The sequence below is a fragment of the Streptomyces sichuanensis genome (assembly GCF_020328095.1).
GTDB lineage: Bacteria > Actinomycetota > Actinomycetes > Streptomycetales > Streptomycetaceae > Streptomyces > Streptomyces cinnamoneus.
In genome coordinates this window covers 60539-79343 of record NZ_JAIXMK010000005.1, presented here as the reverse complement: position 1 = coordinate 79343, position 18805 = coordinate 60539, and the positions used below count along the sequence as shown (strand labels likewise).

The 18805-nt window shown below is 72.4% G+C and carries 17 protein-coding genes; 12 read left to right on the top strand and 5 right to left on the bottom strand.

Going from position 1 to position 18805, the window contains the following annotated elements; genetic code table 11:
* Nucleotides 1-57 precede the first annotated feature (57 nt).
* From LE181_RS03545 to LE181_RS03535, 3 genes are read left to right on the top strand one after another with little or no spacing between them, the layout of a single operon-like run.
* Nucleotides 58-1596, top strand: a complete 1539-nt coding sequence (locus LE181_RS03545; RefSeq protein WP_225659459.1) for a sugar ABC transporter ATP-binding protein — start codon at nt 58-60, stop codon at nt 1594-1596.
* Complete coding sequence (locus tag LE181_RS03540) at nt 1593-2681, top strand: ABC transporter permease (protein ID WP_225659457.1); 1089 nt, start codon at nt 1593-1595, stop codon at nt 2679-2681. The genes LE181_RS03545 and LE181_RS03540 overlap by 4 nt, the downstream gene beginning before the upstream one ends.
* Nucleotides 2678-3826, top strand: a complete 1149-nt coding sequence (locus tag LE181_RS03535; protein WP_225659456.1) for a substrate-binding domain-containing protein — start codon at nt 2678-2680, stop codon at nt 3824-3826. Before LE181_RS03540 ends, LE181_RS03535 begins: the two co-directional genes overlap by 4 nt.
* A gap of 22 nt (nt 3827-3848) precedes the next feature.
* Here the strand turns inward: LE181_RS03535 and LE181_RS03530 are convergent, their stop codons facing one another.
* Nucleotides 3849-5093, bottom strand: a complete 1245-nt coding sequence (locus LE181_RS03530) for a DUF1266 domain-containing protein (protein ID WP_225659618.1) — start codon at nt 5091-5093, stop codon at nt 3849-3851.
* Nucleotides 5094-5219: 126 nt separating this feature from the next.
* On the opposite strand from LE181_RS03530, the gene LE181_RS03525 reads away from it, so the two are divergent.
* The 4 genes from LE181_RS03525 to LE181_RS03510 all read left to right on the top strand — a co-directional run bounded on the left by LE181_RS03525 (nt 5220) and on the right by LE181_RS03510 (nt 8147).
* Nucleotides 5220-5801 (top strand): nucleosidase, encoded by a 582-nt coding sequence (locus tag LE181_RS03525; protein ID WP_225659455.1) that lies wholly within the window; start codon nt 5220-5222, stop codon nt 5799-5801.
* 77 nt (nt 5802-5878) lie between these two features.
* Nucleotides 5879-6712 (top strand): alpha/beta fold hydrolase, encoded by an 834-nt coding sequence (locus LE181_RS03520; RefSeq protein ID WP_225659454.1) that lies wholly within the window; start codon nt 5879-5881, stop codon nt 6710-6712.
* A 153-nt stretch (nt 6713-6865) separates the two neighbouring features.
* The gene (locus tag LE181_RS03515) at nt 6866-7036 is read left to right on the top strand and encodes a hypothetical protein (RefSeq protein ID WP_225659453.1); all 171 of its coding nucleotides are present in this window, start codon (nt 6866-6868) and stop codon (nt 7034-7036) included.
* Nucleotides 7037-7172: 136 nt separating this feature from the next.
* Complete coding sequence (locus LE181_RS03510) at nt 7173-8147, top strand: glycosyltransferase (RefSeq protein ID WP_225659452.1); 975 nt, start codon at nt 7173-7175, stop codon at nt 8145-8147.
* A gap of 67 nt (nt 8148-8214) precedes the next feature.
* On the opposite strand, the gene LE181_RS03505 is transcribed toward LE181_RS03510, so the two are convergent.
* The 4 genes from LE181_RS03505 to LE181_RS03490 all read right to left on the bottom strand — a co-directional run bounded on the left by LE181_RS03505 (nt 8215) and on the right by LE181_RS03490 (nt 11686).
* Nucleotides 8215-9378, bottom strand: a complete 1164-nt coding sequence (locus LE181_RS03505; RefSeq protein ID WP_225659451.1) for a GDSL-type esterase/lipase family protein — start codon at nt 9376-9378, stop codon at nt 8215-8217.
* Between the two features lie 94 nt (nt 9379-9472).
* Nucleotides 9473-10876, bottom strand: a complete 1404-nt coding sequence (locus LE181_RS03500) for a zinc metalloprotease (protein WP_225659450.1) — start codon at nt 10874-10876, stop codon at nt 9473-9475.
* A gap of 107 nt (nt 10877-10983) precedes the next feature.
* Nucleotides 10984-11322, bottom strand: coding sequence for a hypothetical protein (locus LE181_RS03495; RefSeq protein ID WP_225659449.1), 339 nt, complete (start codon nt 11320-11322; stop codon nt 10984-10986).
* 94 nt (nt 11323-11416) lie between these two features.
* Complete coding sequence (locus LE181_RS03490) at nt 11417-11686, bottom strand: hypothetical protein (RefSeq protein ID WP_225659448.1); 270 nt, start codon at nt 11684-11686, stop codon at nt 11417-11419.
* Between the two features lie 341 nt (nt 11687-12027).
* On the opposite strand from LE181_RS03490, the gene LE181_RS03485 reads away from it, so the two are divergent.
* The 5 genes from LE181_RS03485 (at nt 12028) to LE181_RS03465 (ending at nt 18788) form a co-directional block, all read left to right on the top strand.
* The gene (locus LE181_RS03485) at nt 12028-14979 is read left to right on the top strand and encodes a hypothetical protein (protein WP_225659447.1); all 2952 of its coding nucleotides are present in this window, start codon (nt 12028-12030) and stop codon (nt 14977-14979) included.
* A 94-nt stretch (nt 14980-15073) separates the two neighbouring features.
* A complete protein-coding gene (locus LE181_RS03480; RefSeq protein WP_225659445.1) occupies nt 15074-15571 on the top strand; it encodes a DUF2867 domain-containing protein in 498 nt (165 codons plus the stop codon).
* 277 nt (nt 15572-15848) lie between these two features.
* Nucleotides 15849-16250 (top strand): hypothetical protein, encoded by a 402-nt coding sequence (locus LE181_RS03475; protein ID WP_225659444.1) that lies wholly within the window; start codon nt 15849-15851, stop codon nt 16248-16250.
* 266 nt (nt 16251-16516) lie between these two features.
* Entirely contained in the window at nt 16517-17320 is an 804-nt protein-coding gene (locus LE181_RS03470; protein ID WP_225659443.1) for an SMP-30/gluconolactonase/LRE family protein, read from the top strand.
* Nucleotides 17321-17444: 124 nt separating this feature from the next.
* The gene (locus LE181_RS03465; protein ID WP_225659441.1) at nt 17445-18788 is read left to right on the top strand and encodes an erythromycin esterase family protein; all 1344 of its coding nucleotides are present in this window, start codon (nt 17445-17447) and stop codon (nt 18786-18788) included.
* Nucleotides 18789-18805 lie beyond the last annotated feature (17 nt).

Here is an 18805-nt window from a genome sequence, read left to right as displayed (position 1 = left end):
CAGATATGCACCAGCTGGTCCCCTGACGGCCCGGACAGCCGACTCCCGGAGAAGTCCGTGCACCACACTCCCGACAACCCCCCTCCCCCAGGCCGTGGCCCGGAGCCCCTCGTCCGTATACGGGGACTCAGCAAGCGGTTCGGCGGCACCCTCGCGCTCGACGCGGTCGACCTCGACATCGGCCACGGCAGCGTCCTGGCCCTGCTCGGCCCCAACGGCGCCGGGAAGTCCACCCTCATCAAGGTGCTCGCGGGCGTCCACCACGCGGACGAGGGCGAGGTGACCGTGGCCGGCCATCCGCTCGGCAGCGAAGCGGCCACCCGCACCATGTCCTTCATCCATCAGGACCTGGGCCTCGTCGAATGGATGACGGTCGCCGAGAACATCGCCCTGGGCACCGGCTACCCGCGGCGTGCGGGACTGGTCTCCTGGCGGCGGACCCGCCGGCAGTGCGCCGAGGCACTGGGCATCGTCGCCGCGCACCTCGGCCCGGACACGGTCGTCGCCGACCTCACCCGGGCCGAACGCTCCCTCGTGGCCATCGCCCGCGCCCTGTGCACCCGGGCCGAGCTGATCGTCCTGGACGAGCCGACCGCCAGCCTCCCGGCCGCGGACTGCGCCCGGCTCTTCGACGTGCTGCACACCCTGCGCGACCACGGCCACGCCATCGTCTTCGTCACCCACCGGCTCGACGAGGTGCACAAGGTCGCCGACACCTTCGCCGTCCTGCGCGACGGCCGCATCGTCAGCCACGGCCCGCTCGCCGGCTACGGCCCCGCCCGGCTGGTGCACGACATCGTCGGCCACGAACCGGACGACCACCGCATCACGCCTCCCGCCCCGGGCCCGGCCGTCCTCGTCCTCGACGGCGTGCGGACGGAGAACACCGCGCCGGTCAGCCTGCAGCTGCACGCCGGCGAGATCCTCGGCATGGTCGGCCTCACCGGCGCCGGGCACATGGAACTGGGCCGCGCCCTCGCCGGCTCCCGGCCGATCCTCGCCGGACGGGCCCTCCTCGACGGACGCCCGTACCGGCCGGGCACGGTCACGGACGCCGTGGGCGCGGGCACCGGCTTCGTCACCAGCAACCGCCAGGACGAGGGCTGCGCCGCCGAGCTCACCGTGCGCGAGAACTTCCTGGCCAACCCCGGTGCGGGCGCCGCGCACGCCGCCCACTGGATCAGCCCCGGGCGCGAACGCGCCGAGGCCACCGACCTGATCGAGCGGTTCTCGGTGCACCCGCCGGACAGCGAGGCGCCGATCGCCACCCTGTCCGGCGGCAACCAGCAGAAGGTCATGATCGGCCGGTGGCTCAGGCTGAGCCGGCGCCTGCTGATCCTGGAGGAGCCGACCGCCGGAGTGGACGTCGGCGCCAAGGCCGCGATCTACCGCCTGCTGCAGGACGCGCTGGCCGGCGGGGTGGCCGTGCTGCTCCTCTCCACCGATTTCGAGGAGATCGCCCACGTGTGCCATCGAGCCCTGGTGTTCGTCCGGGGAACCATGACGGTGGAGCTGAGCGGCGACGCCCTCACCGTCACCGCGCTCGCCCGCGCCGCGTCGGCCATGCCCGCCGTCACCGGGACGTCCGGACGATGACCCCGCCTTCCCCGTCGTCCCCCTCGTCCCGTCCGCGGTCGGCGGCCGCCGCGCGTGAGCGTCCCGCGCTGAGCCGCCGGTTCGGGCACCTCGTCGGCGCCTACGGCCTCCTGGCCCTGACCGCCCTGCTCTTCCTGGCCTTCTCCCTCGCCCTGCCGGACACCTTCCCGACGCTGGACAACGTCTCCGCCGTCCTCTCCAGCCAGTCGATCCCCGCCCTCCTCGCGCTCGGCGCGACGATCCCCATCGCCACCGGCAAGTTCGACCTGTCCATCGGCTACGGTCTCGGCCTCGCCCACGTCATGACGATGCAGCTCGTCGTCGCCGAAGGGTGGCCGTGGCCCGTCGCCTGCCTCGCCGTGGTCCTCGGCGGGGCGGTCGTCGGTGCCGTCAACGGCGTCGTCGTCGAATTCGCGAGGATCGACTCCTTCATCGCCACCCTCGGCACCGGCAGCATCATGTACGCCTTCACCGGCTGGATCACCGGTGGGGCCCGCATCGTCCCCGGCCCGGACGGCCTGCCGGCCGGCTTCACCGCCCTCTACGACTCCCGCTTCCTCGGCCTGCCGGTGTCCGCCTTCTACGTCCTCGCCCTCACCGCCGCGCTGTGGCTGCTCCTGGAGCGGCTGCCGCTCGGCAGGTACCTGTACGTCATCGGGTCCAACCCCCGCGCCGCCGACCTGGTCGGCATCCCCTCCCGGCGCTACGTCATCCACGCCTTCACCGGCTCGGGCCTGGTCGTCGGCATCGCCGGTGTCCTGCTCGCCGCCCAGCAGCAACTCGGCAACCCCAGCGTCGGCATGGACTACCTGCTCCCCGCCTTCGTCGGCGCCCTGCTCGGCTCCACCGCGATCCGGCCCGGCCGGGCCAACGCCCTGGGCACCCTCGTCGCCGTCACCGTCCTCGCCATCGGCCTCGCCGGCATCGGCCAGCTCGGCGCCCAGTTCTGGGTCACCCCGCTGTTCAACGGCAGCACCCTGCTCATCGCCGTCGGCCTGGCCGGCTACGAGGCCCGCCGGCAGCTGCGGCAACGGCGGGCGGAACCCTCCCGGTCCCTCCGCGACCTGCCGAGGGTCACCCCGTGACCCGGCCGTCCGTCGGCACGGCCGTGCTGGCCCTGGCGGCCGGCCTCCTCGTCGGCTGCGAACGCGGTGCGTCGACCGGCGCGGCGCCCTCCCCCGCAGCGCCGGCCCGGGCCGGCTGCCCCGCCGCCCTGGCCAGGGCCGAAGCGGCCGTCCGGCAGGCCGGGAAGAACGATCCGGCAGGGGGAAGCGCGCCCGCCAGGGGCCCGGGGGCCGTTCCCGGCAAGACCGTCGTCTACGTCGCGCAGACCATGACCAATCCCGGCGTCGCGGGCACCGCCCGGGGCGTGCAGGAAGCCGCACGGGCCATCGGCTGGAACACCCGGGTGATCGACGGTCAGGGCACGCCCGCCGGCATCCAGGCGGCGTTCAGCCAGGCCATCGCCCTGCGGCCGTCCGGCATCGTCATCGGCGGCTTCGATCCCCGGCTGACGTCCCAGCAGGTCGCCAAGGCCCACGCGGAGCACATCCCGCTCATCGGCTGGCACGCCGTCGGCTCCCCCGGCCCGAGCAAGGACCCCGGGCTCTTCACCAACGTCACCACCAGGGTCGAGGACGTCGCGAAGGTCAGCTCGGACTGGGTCATCGCGCACTCCCACGGCACGGCCGGGGCCGTCGTCTTCACCGACGCCTCCATCCCGTTCGCCAGGAACAAGTCCGAGCTGATCAAGAAGGAGCTCGCCACGTGCGCCGACGTGAGGGTCCTGGACGAGGAGAACATCCCGATCCCGGACACCAGCAGCCGCACCCCCCAGGCGGTCTCCTCGCTCCTCTCCCGCTTCGGCGACCGCTGGACCCACTCCGTCGCCATCAACGACGTCTACTTCGCCGACGCCGCCCCCGCCCTGCGCGCGGCCCGCAGGAAGGGCACCGCGGCCCCCTTCAACATCGGCGCGGGCGACGGCGACCCCTCGGCCTTCCAGCGCATCAACGGCGGCCAGTTCCAGGCGGCCACCGTCCCCGAGCCGCTCTCCGCGCAGGGCTGGCAGATCGTCGACGAGTTCAACCGCGCCTTCTCCGGCGAACCGGCCAGCGACTACGTCACCCCCGTGCACATCGCCACGGCCGCCAACAGCGCCGGGCATACGAGCTGGGACCCGCCCGGCTACCGCGCCGCCTACCGGAAGATCTGGGGCAAGGGGCCGTGACCCGCCCGTCCGGGCGCAGCCGTTACGTCCAGGGGATGGTGAGCCACGGGCTGGCGGGGTCGGTGCCGAGGACCTGATGTGCGGCGAGCATGTCCGTGTACCAGGGGCCGAACTCCTCCTCGTCGAAGTGGAGGCAGCGCCCGAGGATGAAGGCGGCGGAGAACTCCTGCCACGAGCGGTAGTTCGCCCGGGCCGCGCGGCCGGCGCGCAGCACCGCCTGCTCGGCCTCGGGCAGGGTGCAGTAGCGCGCGCCCAGTCCCCAGCGGGCCATGCCGGACGCCCGCCCGTAGTCCCATGCCTCCGCCGTGCGTACGAAGGCTCCCTCGGGCAGGATCCCGTCGGCGCGGAAGCGGGCCTCGTAGCGGGCTATCCGGCCGATCAGCCTCCGTACGCCGGCGACCTGCGACTCCACTTCCGCCGCGCCGGGAGCCTCGACGGTGGTGACGCCGTCGGGGGTGATCTCCACGCCGCCCGACCGGGCGGAGCGCTGCCGGATGACGCGCTCGGCCGCGTTGCGCCAGTACTCCAGGTCGACGGGGCCGGCGAAGTCGCGGGCCAGGGAGTGCCGGATGCCCAGGGTGAACTCCCAGACGCCGCTGACCATGTCCGCCGTCAGCAGTCGTTCCTGGGTGTTCAGCCAGCCCTGCCGGCTGGTGATCCCCCACGAGTCCGCCAGCCGGCGTCTTTCGTGGCGGTAGCCCCCGCCGTGGTAGGCCAGGGCGTTCCAGAGTTCCCCGTTGCGGACGGACAGGTGTGCTCCGCAGGCGAGTCCGTGCGCGACGGGGCCGTGCAACGGCCCGCCGATGTGCAGGGCGCGCAGCTGCCCGTGCACACGGTTGCAGCAGCTGTTGCCGCTGGTCACGCGTTCGGCGTGCTGTTGCCACACGGCCCGGTGCGCGGGGCCGGCGGGGAGGACGCCCTCGCAGGGGCTGCCGGGGTTGACGACCAGGAACGGCGGGTCGCGGTCCTCCCACACCCGGGCGTACCAGCCGAGGGAGTACCCCTGGAAGACCGGGTCCTCGGCGGGCGCCGGCAGCATGCCCTCGGTGAAGACCGCCAGGCAGGCGATGCCGGCCTGCGGGTTCCAGGACGGGGTGAAGACCACCGAACCGGGGTGTGCGTCGGCGCTCGCGCGCGAGACGACCATGAACAGGTCGGTGCCGGCCAGCACGTCGAAGTACGCGGGCCAGTCGCCGCGCGTCTTCGCCTCGTACAGCGCTTGCTCGATGCCGCTCGGCGCCGGCCAGGGCGGCACCGCCCCCGGCATCGGCGGCACATGGTCAGCCGGCCCCGTCACCGCAACGTGCTCCTCCCGTGCTTCCCGACCGCAAGATCGTAAAGCGTCGCCCGCACCCGGTCGTCGCTCGCCTTCCGGGGTCAATAGCATGATCGCATGCGTCTCCTCGGAACGATCGACCCCAACCGCCCGCTGCTCGTCGTCGCCGTCCGGGAGGAGGCCGTCCATCTCGACGGCGATCTCCCCGTCCTCCTCACCGGCATAGGCAAGGTCAACGCGACGGCAGCGCTGGCCACGGTGCTGGCCCGGGGCGAGCGGCCGTCCGAGATCATCAACCTCGGCACCGCCGGTGCCCTCCGCCCGGGCTGGGAGGGCATCCACGAGGTGGCCAAGGTGATCCAGCACGACCTCGACACCCCCGTCCTGCGGGCGCTCACCGGCCGCACGTACGGCGCGCCCGTCACCCTGACCGGCGCCGACGGGCCGACGCTGGCCACCGGTGACCTGTTCGTCTCCGACCCCGACGCCCGCGCCCGCCTGGCCGAGCAGGCCGATCTGGTCGACATGGAGGGCTACGCGCTCGCCACCGTCGCCCGCCGCGAGGGCATCCCCCTCCGCCTGATCAAGCACGTCAGCGACGAAGCCGGGGCCGGGGCCGACCGCACGTGGCGCGACTCCGTGGACGGCTGCGCCAAGATCCTCGCCGAGTGGGTGCGGGAGCAGAGGCTCTGCGCGTAGCCCGGGCCCCGTGCGGTGGGGGAGCGCGCTTGACGGTACTTCTACAGTGCTGTCATGACCACGGACAGGAGGCCGTCATGAAGGACGTCGCGTTACCGGCCGGAGTCATCGAGTACGACGAGACCGGGTCGGGGCCGCCGGTCGTCCTGCTGCACGGGCTGCTGATGGACCACAAGCAGTGGGACCGTGCCCTGCCACTCCTCCCGGAGGGGTTCCGGTACGTGCGCCCCGTCCTTCCGCTGGGGGCCCACCGCCGGCCGATGGCGCCGGACGCCGACCTCAGCCTGCGCGGACTGGTCCGTCTGGTCGCCGACTTCCTCGACGCACTCGACCTCGACGGCGTCACGCTGGTGCACACCGACTGGGGCGGGGCGCTGTTCCTCACCGCCCACGGCCTGGACCGGCGGGTGGCCCGGCAGGTGATCCTCCCGTGCGAGGCGTTCGACAACTTCCCGCCCGGCCTGCCCGGCAAGACGCTGACCCTCGCCGTCCGGCTGCCGGGCGGCCTGCGCTTCGCCGCCCGGCAACTGCGCATCGGCCCGCTCCGCCGGCTGCCCATGATGTTCGGGCAGATGGCGCGGCGACCGCTGCCGGACGACCTCGTCCACCGCTGGACCGAGCCGCTGCTGCGCAACCCCGGCGTCCGGCGCGACCTGCTGGCCTACTGCCGCGGACCGCTGGACAGGAAGGAACTCGTCCGGGACACCGAGGCGCTGCGCCGGTTCGCGGGGGACGCACTGGTGCTGTGGTCGCCCGACAATCGCGTGATGCCGCCCGAGCACGGCCGCCGTCTGGCCGAGCTGCTGCCCGCAGGACGGTACGCCGAGGTACCCGGCGCGTACGTGCTGTCCATGCTGGACGAGCCCGGGATCGTCGCCCGGGAGATCGGTCGCTTCCTGACGTCGTCCTGACGTCGTCAGGACGACGTCCACCGCTCGATGGCCCCTCCCGGACGGTGACGGGTGGCGCGGGCGCGGTGGGAGGCCCAGCCTGGTGGGGAACAGAACGGCCACCGCTGTGACCCATGGCCGGGGCGGCGGCCCGTGCTCCGACAGGAGAACCCCATGCGCACAGCGACCGAGGCGGCCGCCGCCCCCGGGCCGGCCGGAGCCGACAGCCGGGCACCCCGCGCCCAGACCCCACCGGACCCCGCCCCGCTCCCCCGGCCGCCCAGCCCCGAACCCGAGCCGGAGCCCGTCCCGGCGCCCGGCCCGGACAAGGCACCGCCCCACTGACCGGCCGACGCCCGCCGGCCGACGCCCGCCGGCTTCCGGCCGGGGGCGGCACACCACCCGGGTTCCATCCGGATGGGTGCGCGCGCCTACCGATGCCGTGCCATGCCGCTTACGGTCGTTGTGGGAGGTGAACCGCATGGGAACGACGAGGGACCCGGCCACAGTGACGATCAAGACCTTCCCCGGGTCCGGCATGGACAGCCCCCTTGAGCTGGCCGCCGCCAAGCGGGCCTGTACGACGGCCACCGGGGCTCCCCTGCGCGTCTCCGTCGTCATCCCGGCCCGCAACTGCGCCGCGACCATCGAGGGCGTGGTGGCGCCGGTCGTCGAGGACCTCGTGGCGGTCGGTGCCGTCGACGAGGTCCTGGTCGTCAATCACGACTCCACCGACGACACGGCCGAGCGCGCGGCCCGCGCCGGCGCCCGGCTGATCGGCTTCTCCACGGCCGGGCCGATCGCCGACATCCCGGACTCCGGCAAGGGGTCGGTGATGTGGAAGGGCATCTGGGCCAGCGAGGGCGACATCGTCGTCTTCATCGACGGCGACCACCTGAAGTTCGACTCCACCAAGGTCTCCCGGCTGGTCGGGCCGCTGCTGCACGACGCCTCCCTTCAGCACGTGCGGGCCTTCTACGACCGTTACGAGGGAGGTCGCACCACCGAGGCCATGGCCCGCCCGGTGCTGTCCCTGCTGCACCCGGAACTGGCCGGCATGCGCCAGCCCCTCAGCGGGGAGCACGCCACGCGGCGCTCGACGCTGGCCGAGCTGGTCTTCCCCGTGGGCTGGGGCACGGAGTTCAGCATCCTCGACCAGATCAGCCGCCGGCACGGCGCCGCGGCCATCGGCCAGGTCGACCTCCGCTACAAGGAGCACGTCAAGGGGAACTGGGCCCACATCTCGTTGCAGGCGTTCGAGCTCCTGTACGTGGCCCTGCGGACGGAGTTCCGCGCCCTGGGCGGCGAGCTCCCCGACCACTGGGGCAGCGTCGTCATGACGCCCGGCGACCGCCCCGGCGAGGTCGTCCCGCGCGCCGCGCGGACGGCGGAACTGCCGCCGCTGATGAGCCTGCCGGACTGGCCGGACCGCGAACGGCGGCGCCTCGCCTCCTGACCCGGTGAGGCCGGGCCGCGTCCGCAGGACGCTCAGCCCGCCCAGCGCGTCCTGGCCCGGCCCTGGTTCACCGACCGGACGCCGCGGCGAACGGGCCGCCGGCACCGAAGGCGCACTCGGCGAAACGCTCGCCGATGCGACGGTGACCGGCGGCGTCCGGGTGGAGTCCGTCGGGCAGCGGCAGTTCGGCGAAGTCCGCTTCGCCGTAGAGCGAGCGGCCGTCGAGGTAGTGCAGGTTCGGGTCCTCGTCCGCCCGTTGCGCGGTGAGGCGGGAGAGCTCGGCCCGGATGACGTTCAGGGTCAGCCGTGAGGGATCCGACGGGTCGCCCATGGCCCGGAAGCCCATGCTCCCGCCCTCGAAGTCGGGTGCGAGGGGCCCAGGGGTGTCCTCCTGCAGGGGGCAGAGTACGGGCGAGACGACCAGCAACGGCGTGGTGGGGTGCCCCTCACGGATGGTGTCGAGGAAGCCGTGGACCGCCGGGGCGAAGGCCCGCAGGCGCATCAGGTCGGTGTTGACCAGGTTGATGCCGATCTTGACGCTGATCAGGTCCGCGGGGGTGTCCCGCATCGCGCGCGCGACGAACGGGTCGAGGAGGGCGTTGCCGCCCAGGCCCAGATTGACCAGCTCCACGCCGCCCCGGGCGGCGGCCAGTGCCGGCCAGATCCCGGTCGGGCTGTCGGCGGAGGAGCCGTGGCTGATCGAACTGCCGTGGTGCAGCCACACCCTGCGGCCACGGTCCACGGGGTCATCGACCGGGGCGTCGGTGCGCAGGGCGAGCAGCTCGGTCATCTCCGCGTGCGGCAGCCAGATCTCCACGTCCTTCATGTCCTCGGGCAGCCCGGCGAACCGGACGGTGCCGGGCGGACCGGGCGTGGTGACCGTGGCCCCGGTGGCCATGTCGAGGGTGCGGACGTTCCCGCCGGCCGCGGCGGCCTGGGCGGTCCTGCGGCCGTCGACGAGCAGGTCGTACACGCCGTCCTGCGGGCCGGGCAGGCCCTTGTAGACGATCTTCGTGGGAAGCACGTCCAGCTCGACGACGGTGGCCCGGGTCCGGAAGGCCAGGCGCACGCCGGACGGCTTCGTCTCGGCCATGGCGACGGCGTCGTCGGGGAACTGTTTTCGGGCCGCGGCGGGCAACCGGTGGGGCAGGACGCCGTGCGCGGTGCGTTCCACATCGAGGGCGCCGCGCAGGATGCGGGGCTCGATGGGGGTGGTGATCCAGTCGGTCATGTCGGCCTCCTTGCGGGACAGCGGTGCGGAGGGCACGCGGCCCGGGGCACTCGCTTCCGGCTGCCCTCACCTCCTTGATCGTATCCACGCGGGTCTACGCCGGCGGCACCGGCCGGACGGTGCTGTCGCCCCCTCCCGCACCCCTGCGCCGGAAGGCCAAGCGGACGAGGGAACGTGACAGACCCGCCAGGACGAGCGTGATGCCCGCGAGCGGAAGGGCGAGCAGCAGGATCTGGAGGCATGCCGAGGTCATGCCGAGGGCGTAGTTGCCCGAGGCGCCGGCGTTCTCGATCAGCAGGTTGACCTTCTGCCAGTCGGCCCGGAGCAATTGCGGGAGATTGAAGACCAGCATGCCCAGTTGGAGAACGAGCACGGGGACCAGGCACATGACCCAGACGGCGACCACGATCTGGGGCCACCGCTTGAGGGACCGGAGCCGGTCGTCCTGTGGTTGCCGCAGCACAACCCGCTTGAGAATGGGGGCGACGTATCGGAAGAGGTCCGGAATGCCGATGAGATCCGCGACGATGTAGTAGCCGTCGAACCGGAGTGTGGGAAGCAGCTGTTGGATGATTTCCAGGTTGACGGAGAGGATCGCCACCAGGAGCGGCCGGAATCCGGTTGCCGCATAGAGTGCGAGCAGACCGAGGACGAACAGCGCGTTGAAGTAGACGCCGCCCAGGTCGGCCCGGATGCGTCCTGCACGGCCCAGCCGGTAGGAATGGGTGATGTCCGTGTAGAAGGCGGGCCAGACCAGATAGATGCCGCACCCCATGACACCGGGCCGTACGCCTCCGTAACGGCACGCTGCGCCATGGCCGAATTCATGGAAAGCGCAGGAGGCGATGGCCAGGAGGACGACGAGGAGGACGTTCGCCGGGGAGGTGAGCACTTCCTGCAGTGCGGCGCCCGTTTCCTGTGTCGTCCACAGCCATGCCTCGCCCGCCAGGAACGCACTGACGGTGAGGACGATCAGCACCGGGCGGAAGAGCCAGGCGAAGAGCCCGGAGAGGATCCAGGTGACGCGCTCCGGCAGCACCGCCAGCCGGTAGCGGAACGCGAGGAACGGGTCGCTTCCGGGGGTCGGGGGCGGCGGCGAACCGTCGCTGTGGCTGGTGACGCCGAGCGGGGCGAGTTTCTCGTCGATGAGGAAGGCGACGTGTTCCGTGGTGAACTGCCGGCCCGTTTCCCGGCTGAGGTCGGCCGCGACCCCGGCCATGACCGGTTCGCGGTCGGGCAGTGACCGGTCGTCGTCCCTTTCCCGGCGCCGGGCGTCCAGGGCCTTGACGACCTGGTAGAGCAGGGTGGGGAGCCGTACGAGCTGACCGTCGGGACGGCAGACCAGCTGGGGTGGCTCGCGGTACCCGGAGTCCTCGAACTCGCCGACCAGCTCGGTGCCGGGCACCAGAGCGGGCTCCCCCGTCCGGTCGGCCGGGGCCGGCCGTCGCCCCGGTGCCGGCCCGGCTTCGCCGGTGCGCGGGGCGAAGGGCAGGGACATGGGCGCACTCCAGGAGTCGGGGACGGACGACGGCCGCGTCGCGGCGGGGAAGGACCGGAGGCTCGCGGCCCTCCCCCGCCGGGCGCGTGCGGCGATCCGCTAGGGGATCAGTGGCTGGAGATGGCCGCGGGGGTGCAGGTCAGGCTGTTGGTCGGCTGCTCGGAACCCAGGCCGAGCGAGCCGAACAGACCGGGCGTCCCCTGCCGGTCGATGGACTGGCAGGACGACAGGATGGTGGTGCCGTGGTCGCTCGGGGCCGGGGCGAACACGCCGCCGCCCGAGGCCGCGGAGCTGCTGCTGGCGGCACCGGCACCGGCGCCGCCGTCGGGGCCGGGGCCGGCGCTGAGGGCGTTGAACGGAGTGGCCACGATGCCCATGACGGTGCGCTCCGGCAGCACCTCTCCCGCGATGGCGTCGAGCTCTTCGAAGCTGATGGCGTTGTCCATTCCATTCCCTTTCTCTGGTTTCCGCACTCGCTGGTTGTGCGCTCTCGGATTCCCAGGTCAGCAATCCGAGCAGCCATCCTTGACGAATGGCAGTTCAGTGGCGGGAGACGCCCGCGGGAATGCACGTCGTGGTGTGCCCCGGAGTACTGGGTGCCAGTCCCAGTGCGGCGAGAAGACCGGGGCTGGCCGCGTCCTGTCGGTACTGACAGGCGTAGAGCACCGTCGTACCGTGCTCCGTCCTCACCAGCATGGGTTCCCACTGGTGATCGGCGCCTGCCGGCGACAAGCTCGACAGGACGGTCCGCGGGGGCAGTTCCTCTCCGAAGAGGCGGCTCAGCTCCGCGAACGTCACGGCGGATCCCATCGTTGCTCCCTCCCTGTGGGATGACTCGATGACGACCGGTCCTCATCGGACCACCCCGGTGCGTGCGGCGCCGTCACCGGAGCCGTGCATGACCTCGTCATCCCTCCGGGAGGTTACGCGGATTGCGCATGCAGAAAACGTCCCAATCCACCGATCACCCGGTCGAGTTGGGATGTGTCCCCCGGGAGGGTGTAACGGGCATCCTGTCCTGACGCCGACGACGAAAGCAGTGCCCTCCTTGGAACGTTCGCCCGGTTCTGTCACAGCCGTTGGGGGTGTCGCCCCACCAACTGCCGTTCGACGCAGGGGAAACAGGCGTCGTTCTGGCCCACAATGCCGTCATGGCAGACGAGTCGCGCATCCACAACGTCATGCAGGGCACGGCGGAGTACGTCCTGCAGATCGGGCAGGTCCACGGCAACGTCAGTGTGCACCTGCCGCCCGGCGCGGAGCCGTTGGAGCGTGCCGCGTGGTCCCTGGCCCGCAGCATCCGCGCCCAGTGGACGGCGGAGCTCACTGCCTGGGACCTGGCATCGGCCGACCCCTTGTCCGTGCACTGGCAGGCGACCTGGGCCGAGCCGCGGCACGGTGCGGCGCACGGCGACCGGAAGGACCCCGTCCAGCAGCACGGCCCTCAGATCGCGAGGATGGCGGACACCTTCCTCGGCCTGGCCCGCCGCCGCCTGGTGGTGCTCGGTGCACCGGGCGCGGGCAAGTCGACGCTGGCGGTGCTGCTGACGCTGGAACTGGCGGAGCGCTGTCTGCCGGGGGCGAGGCGAATACCGGGTGCGCCGGGCTTACCGGGCGCGCCCGGGCCACGCGCGCTGCCTGAGGACGGGGTGAGCGGTGAGGCGCCTCCCGTGCCCGTCGTCCTGACCCTGGAATCGTGGGACCCGGACCGCGAGCACTTCCGCGCGTGGCTGGCCCGGCGGATCGCCGAGGACCATCCCGGTCTGCCGCGGGTCGACGGCAGGCATCCGGCGGCGCGGCTGGTCCAGGAGCGGCGGATCCTGCCCGTTCTCGACGGGCTCGACGAACTTCCCGGGCACCGGCGTCCGGTGGTGGTGCGCGAGATCGACCGTGCCCTCGGCGACAAGGACGCGCTCGTCCTCACGTCCCGCACCGCGGAGTACCGCGCGGGCGAGGAGAGGGGCGCGGCCATCGCGGGGGCCGCGGTGATCGAGGCCCGGCCGGTCGGCCTGGCGGAGGCCACCGCCTATCTGCTGCACTCCGCCGCGCCGCAGACCCGTCGCAGCTGGAAGCTGATGCTCGACGAGGTGGACCAGCAGCCGGACGGCCCCGTCGCGCAGGCCCTGTCGAGCCCCTTGATGATCTGGCTGGCCCGGCAGGGCTTCCGCACACCGCCCGCCGACCCGCTGGACCTGGCCCGCCGGCCGTTCCGGTCCCGGGAGGAGGTGGAGAAGCACCTCCTCGACCTGATCATTCCGGCGGTGTTCACCCAGCAGCCCCACGCTCCGGACCGCTTGCACGCCCCGCGGCAGTGGAACCACCGGCGTGCCCGGCACTGGCTCTCGTCCCTCGCGGGCCACCTCTCCCGACGCCGCACCACCGAGCTGGCCTGGTGGGACCTGCACCGCACGCTCCTGGTGCGCCTCACGACGCCGCTCGTCCTCCTCCTGGTGTGCCTCGCCCTGTCCCGGGTCGCCGCGACGGCCGGCGGCTGGTTCGTGGACCGGCAGACCTCCGGCGACCGGCTGGGAGCCCTCGGCGGGTTCACCACGCAATGGGGCCTGGAACTCGCCGTGAGCGGCGGCCTCGTCCACGCCATGGGCGTGTGGATCGCCGTGGAGGTGTGGTTCGGCTTCAAACGGTGGCGACCGCGCCGTCGCGCCAACCCGTTCCGCATCGGTGCGGCCCTGCGCTCGGCGGGCCGCGCCGCCTCCGTGGGGCGGGCCCTGAAGGCGGCCGCGGTGGTCGTCGTCCCGGCCGGGTTGTTCACCTTGATGGCCCTGGGAACGCACGATCCGCGGCCCTACCTGGTGATGGCACTCTGCAGCACCGTCGTGGCACCCGTGCTCATGGTCACGATCGCCGCACCCGCGGACACCGAGGACGCGAGCACGCCCGACGAGGTGCTGGGCAGCGAGCGCACGGCCGCCCTGCTGTCCATGGGCACGGTGGCCGTGGCGATCGGCATCGGGCAGGGAGCGCTGGGCTGGTACACCTACGGAACGTTCGACGAAGGCATGGCACGGGCCGTGGCCGGCTGGTTCGGCGCCTCGGCGATGCTGCTGCTGATGAGTTCGTGGAGCCGCTGGCTGATGGCGAAGGGCTGCCTGGCGACCGTGGGGCGGGTGCCCTGGTCGCTGATGGAGTTCCTGCGCGACGCCCACCACGGCGGGTTGCTGCAGCGCAGCGGGGGCGTCTACCGGTTCCGTCACCTGCGACTCCAGGAGCACCTGGCCGCCGGCGCCCCGGCGCACGCGGCGGCGTACTCGCCCGCCGTCCACGGCCGGCCCCTGCAGCCCGTCGGGCCGTCGCCCGCCACGGCGGCCACGGCCCCGGCCGCCACCGGCTTTCGCGACCTGGTCGTCGGCGCGGAACAGTCCGCGCTGTCCTCGCGCAAGGGCTGGACGGTCCACTCCGACGGGCACACGTTCACGGCCCGGAGCAGGCAACGTCAGATCCGCATGGCTCACTGGCCGTCGCTCCTGGTCTTCGCCGCAATGGTGTTCATCCGCTTCGGCGTGGAGGGTCACTGGCGGAGGGCACTGCTCTCCTCGGTCGTCTTCTGCGGCTTCGGGGTGGTGATCATGCTGCTCGGCTGGCTGATGCCGCCGCGGCTGATGGAGCTGCACATGACGGCGGAGAGCGTGGCGTTCACCCTGGGGCGCCGTCGGCACCGGCTGGCGTGGGCCGACGTGGAGGACGTCGCCCTGCGCAAGCTCATCCACCGCAAGAAGGACACCAAGACCTACGCCCTGCACGTCCGGCTGCGCCCCGGCGCTCCCGAGCCCGCCCGGTACTTCCGCGGCAACGACGGTTGGTTCTTCATTCTTCCTCTGTCCGTCACCGACACCGTCCCGGTGGACCTCGCAGCGGCCCTCCGCCACTTCGCCGGTGCGCGCTGGCGGCCTCCCCTGGACGGTCCTGCCCAGCAGAACGGTCACGTCATCGTGCACAACGAGGTCTCGGGGCAGGTGTACACAGGGGAGGTGATCCAGGCCGGTACCGTCCGGGGCGACGTCACCCTCGGGCAGCCCGACGCGAACGGGACCACGCACGGAACGGGCAGGGCCCTCGACGAGGACGGGGACACGCCGGTCTCCTGACGACCCGTCCGCCGGCTGCCGGGACGCCCGCCCGCTCGGTGAAGCCGTGGGCGACAATGCAGGGGCGGCTTCCCCTCCCGTTGAAGGAGTTCCCATGGCCGGCACCGCACGCGTACGCCGGGTCGAGGTGCCCGGCGCGCTGCACGGCAGCAAAGGCTGCGATCGCTGGGACTACGCCTCGGCGTTCGCCTTGTCGACGTCTTCCGCCCGGACGCTCACGGCCCGGCAATGGGCCGGGGCTGTCTTCGAACGGGCTCCGACTCCCCTGCGCCAGGTGCTGGTGGCGGCGTGGGTCCTCGTCCTGGGGCTGCGCCTGGGGCCCCGGCCCTCGCCCGGACACGTGCTGGGCTGGCGCGTTGCCGTGGACGGCTCCGGCTCGGTCGTCCTGGAAGCGCCCTCGCGGCTGATCACGGCACGCAACGTCGTGGTCGTGGAGGACGCGCAGGTGGTGTGGGTGACCCTGGTGCGTTATCGGGGGCGCGTCGGCCGTGCGGTGTGGGCGGCGGCCACGCCCGTCCACCATCTGGTGGTTCCCTTCCTGCTGCGGCGAGCGGAACGCGGGTGCGCCCGGGAACGCCCCGGCACTGGATGACGCATGCCGCGCAGGGTGCCTTACCGCGAAGAATGGGGCAACCCTTCCTAACAGTCCTATCAGACTGATGCGCCGCAAATCAGCCTGATGAGACCCGGCGAGGCCCCAGCCCGACCGCGGTCGTGCCGCACGTCCGCCCAGGAAGACCCCCAGGTCGCACAGGGGATCAGAATGTCCTGTCTTCACTGATGCACCTACGTGCCCGTGATTGGCTACCACTCGGTACCGCACCAACTGCGCAGATCCACCCGCACCGAACGAGAAGGGGCCTGTCACCATGAAGTTCATCACCCGAGCAGGGCTGGCCGCGGCGGTAGCGACCGGAGCCATCGCCGTGGCCGTTGCGCCCGCCTCCGCCGCCGTCGGCGTCGGCACCGGGCACGCGGCCTCCAGCGCCCACGTGCTGGCCAACCCGAAGACCATCAAGCCGGCGGCGTACAACCAGGCACGCAGCATCCTGGCGAACGCCGGAAGCCAGACCGCGGCCAAGTCCCACCCCATTCACGGCAAGGACGACGTGCCGGTCAGCTACGGGACCAGCCTGCTGGCCGCCGCGCGGGACGAGTTCCGGCAGACCGACCGCAACCTGCCGCCGAAGCAGAAGAAGTCCGACATGTCGATACCGCACTACAACGCGATTCACAGTGCGGCGAAGACGATGGGCATCGACCGCTGGTGACGCCGTGAGGCCGTCGCGGCGACGGCGGACGTCGCGGCAGGGCCCCGCTCCCGGCACCGTCCGGAGGCGGGGCCCGTCGCGCAACGCCTCCTCGTGACTGGTGGGGATGGGGGCGGGACGGTACAACGGTGCGCATGCGTATTCGTTCGTTAGCATTCACAGCAACTCTCCTGACCGGGCTGGTATTTGGCGGGCCGTGGGCGGCGAGTGCCACCGCCGTGCCGTCGCGGGCCGCCGCCCTGGCCTCGTGCCCGGAGCGCGCGAGCGTGGAGGTGTTCCGGAAGGGCGGCATACCGCTGCTCGACTGGCGGGAGAACATGGAGTTCGACGGCCGGGGCAGGCTCTGGGTCTCACACGTGACCAAGCACCGGGTCGAGGCGTACGCCCCTGACGGGACGCTGACGGCCGGCTTCCCGGTCCCCGGGCCCGGCGGCATCCGGCGCGGCCCCGACGGGAAGATGTACGTCAACTACGGGGTCAATCCCCTGACCCCGCACGGCGGCATCATGCGGTTCGACCCGGACGCCGACCGGCCGGAGCCGGAGAAGGTCGTCGACGGGGTCACCGGCATCAACGGCCTCGCCATCGACGCCGCCGGGAACTTCTACGTCAGCCGCGAACTGGCCACCGGCATCCTGAAGTTCCGCCCGGACGGCACCAGGGACGAGGAGTGGACGAAGAAGGCGAACGTCTTCGGCACCAACGGCCTGGAGATCATCGGCGACCAGCTGTACGCGAGCGTCCTCCTCGACACCGCGTCCCCCGTCGTCCGCATCCCCCTGAACGACCCGGCGCACCACACCACGGTCGCCGACCTCAGCACGAACCCGCTGGACATCAAGTTCCTCGACGACCTCACTGCCTTCGGCGGCGACCTGGTGGTCGCCGGCTTCCGCAGCGGCGAACTCGTGCGCGTGAACCCGGCGACCGGACGGTCCTGCGTCCTGGTCAGCGGTCTGCGGATGCCCACCAGCGTCCGCGTCCCCCGGGCGTTCGGCGGCCACGACCCGCAGCGCGACCTCTTCGTCGTCGAGGCGTCCGGCCGCATCCTCAAGGTCAGGGTCGGCTGACGCGAGAGCGCCGGGGGCGCCGGGGGCGCGGGAGGCATCGCACCGAGGGCACCGGCTTCCCCACGAGCCCCAAAAGGCACCCGGTATAACTTCCTGTATGACACACCGGAATTTACGTCGTGCCATGGCTGCGACGCTCGCTCTGACGGCACTTCTCGGGCCGGCCGCGGCCACCGCGGCTGCGGCCGGCCCCTCCCCCTCCCTCCCGGCCCACGCCCAGGCCCCGGACCACGAGGTGGTGACCCGGCTGGAGCGGTACGCCCACCCGCTGCGCAGCACCGCGCCGGGCGCCCCCGGCGGCGACCTGGCCGCCTTCGCCTCGATGACCGGGGGCGCGTCCATCGTCGGCATCGGCGAGGCGTCGCACGGCTCGAAGGAACTGTTCACCGTGAAGGACCGGCTGTTCCGGCAGCTGGTGGCACGGGAGGGCTTCTCCGCCTACGCCATGGAGATCAGCTGGTCGGCGGCCACCCGCCTGAACACGTACCTCCTCACCGGCGAGGGCGACGTCCGGCAGATCATGCGTGAGGAGTTCCAGGACGGGTACTCCCTGCTCAACACGGAGGAACTCGCCCAGCTGTTCGAGTGGATGCGGAAGCACAACCGCACCGGATCGCACAAGATCCGCGTCGTGGGCATGGACTTCTCCGACGCCGACCCGGAGCAGTACGAGCGCATCCTCACCTGGGCGGAGGCCAACGAACCCGCCGTCCTGCCCGAACTCCGCCGCCGCTACGCCGCTCTGCGCGCCCTGCCCACCGGGGTGGCCGTGCGCATGGCCGCGTACAACGCCCTGCCGCTCGACGGACGGAAGGCGATCGCGAAGGACGCGGAGGCTGCGTACCAGCTGCTGTCCAGGGCCGGGAAGCAGGACCCCTGGGTGCTGCAGGAGGCCCGGATCCTGTCGTACATGGCGACGGAGTACACCACTGACTGGAGCGACCCGGCCCAGGCGAAGGCCGCGAGCCGCCGCCGCGACCGGATCATGGCGGAGACCGCCGTGTGGTGGCAGCGGCAGACCGGCGAGCGGATCGTGGTCTCGGCCCACAACGGGCACGTCTCCTACGAGTCCGCGGTGCCCGAGCACTACCCGGTCACCATGGGTGCGGACCTGCGCGAGCTCGCGGGCCGCGACTATCTCGCCGTCGGAACCTCCTTCCACGGCGGCGACTACCGCGCCCGGACGGCGACGGGCGAGTCGGGAACCTTCAGCGTCGGCCCCGCCGCGCCCGGAAGCAACGAGTACACCCTCGACAAGGTGCGCCACCGCGACTTCTACGTCGATCTGCGCGGGGCCCGCCGCGATCCGGCCGTGGCCGGCTGGCTGGACACGGCGCGCCCCACCTTCGTCGTCCCGGGGCGGTACCCCAACGACCCGACGCCGCCGCTGGCGCTCGGCAGCGCCTTCGACGTCGTCGTGCACCTGCACCGGGTCTCGGCGTCCGTGCCCGTGCCGCCGCCGCACTAGCGAGCACCACGACGCCC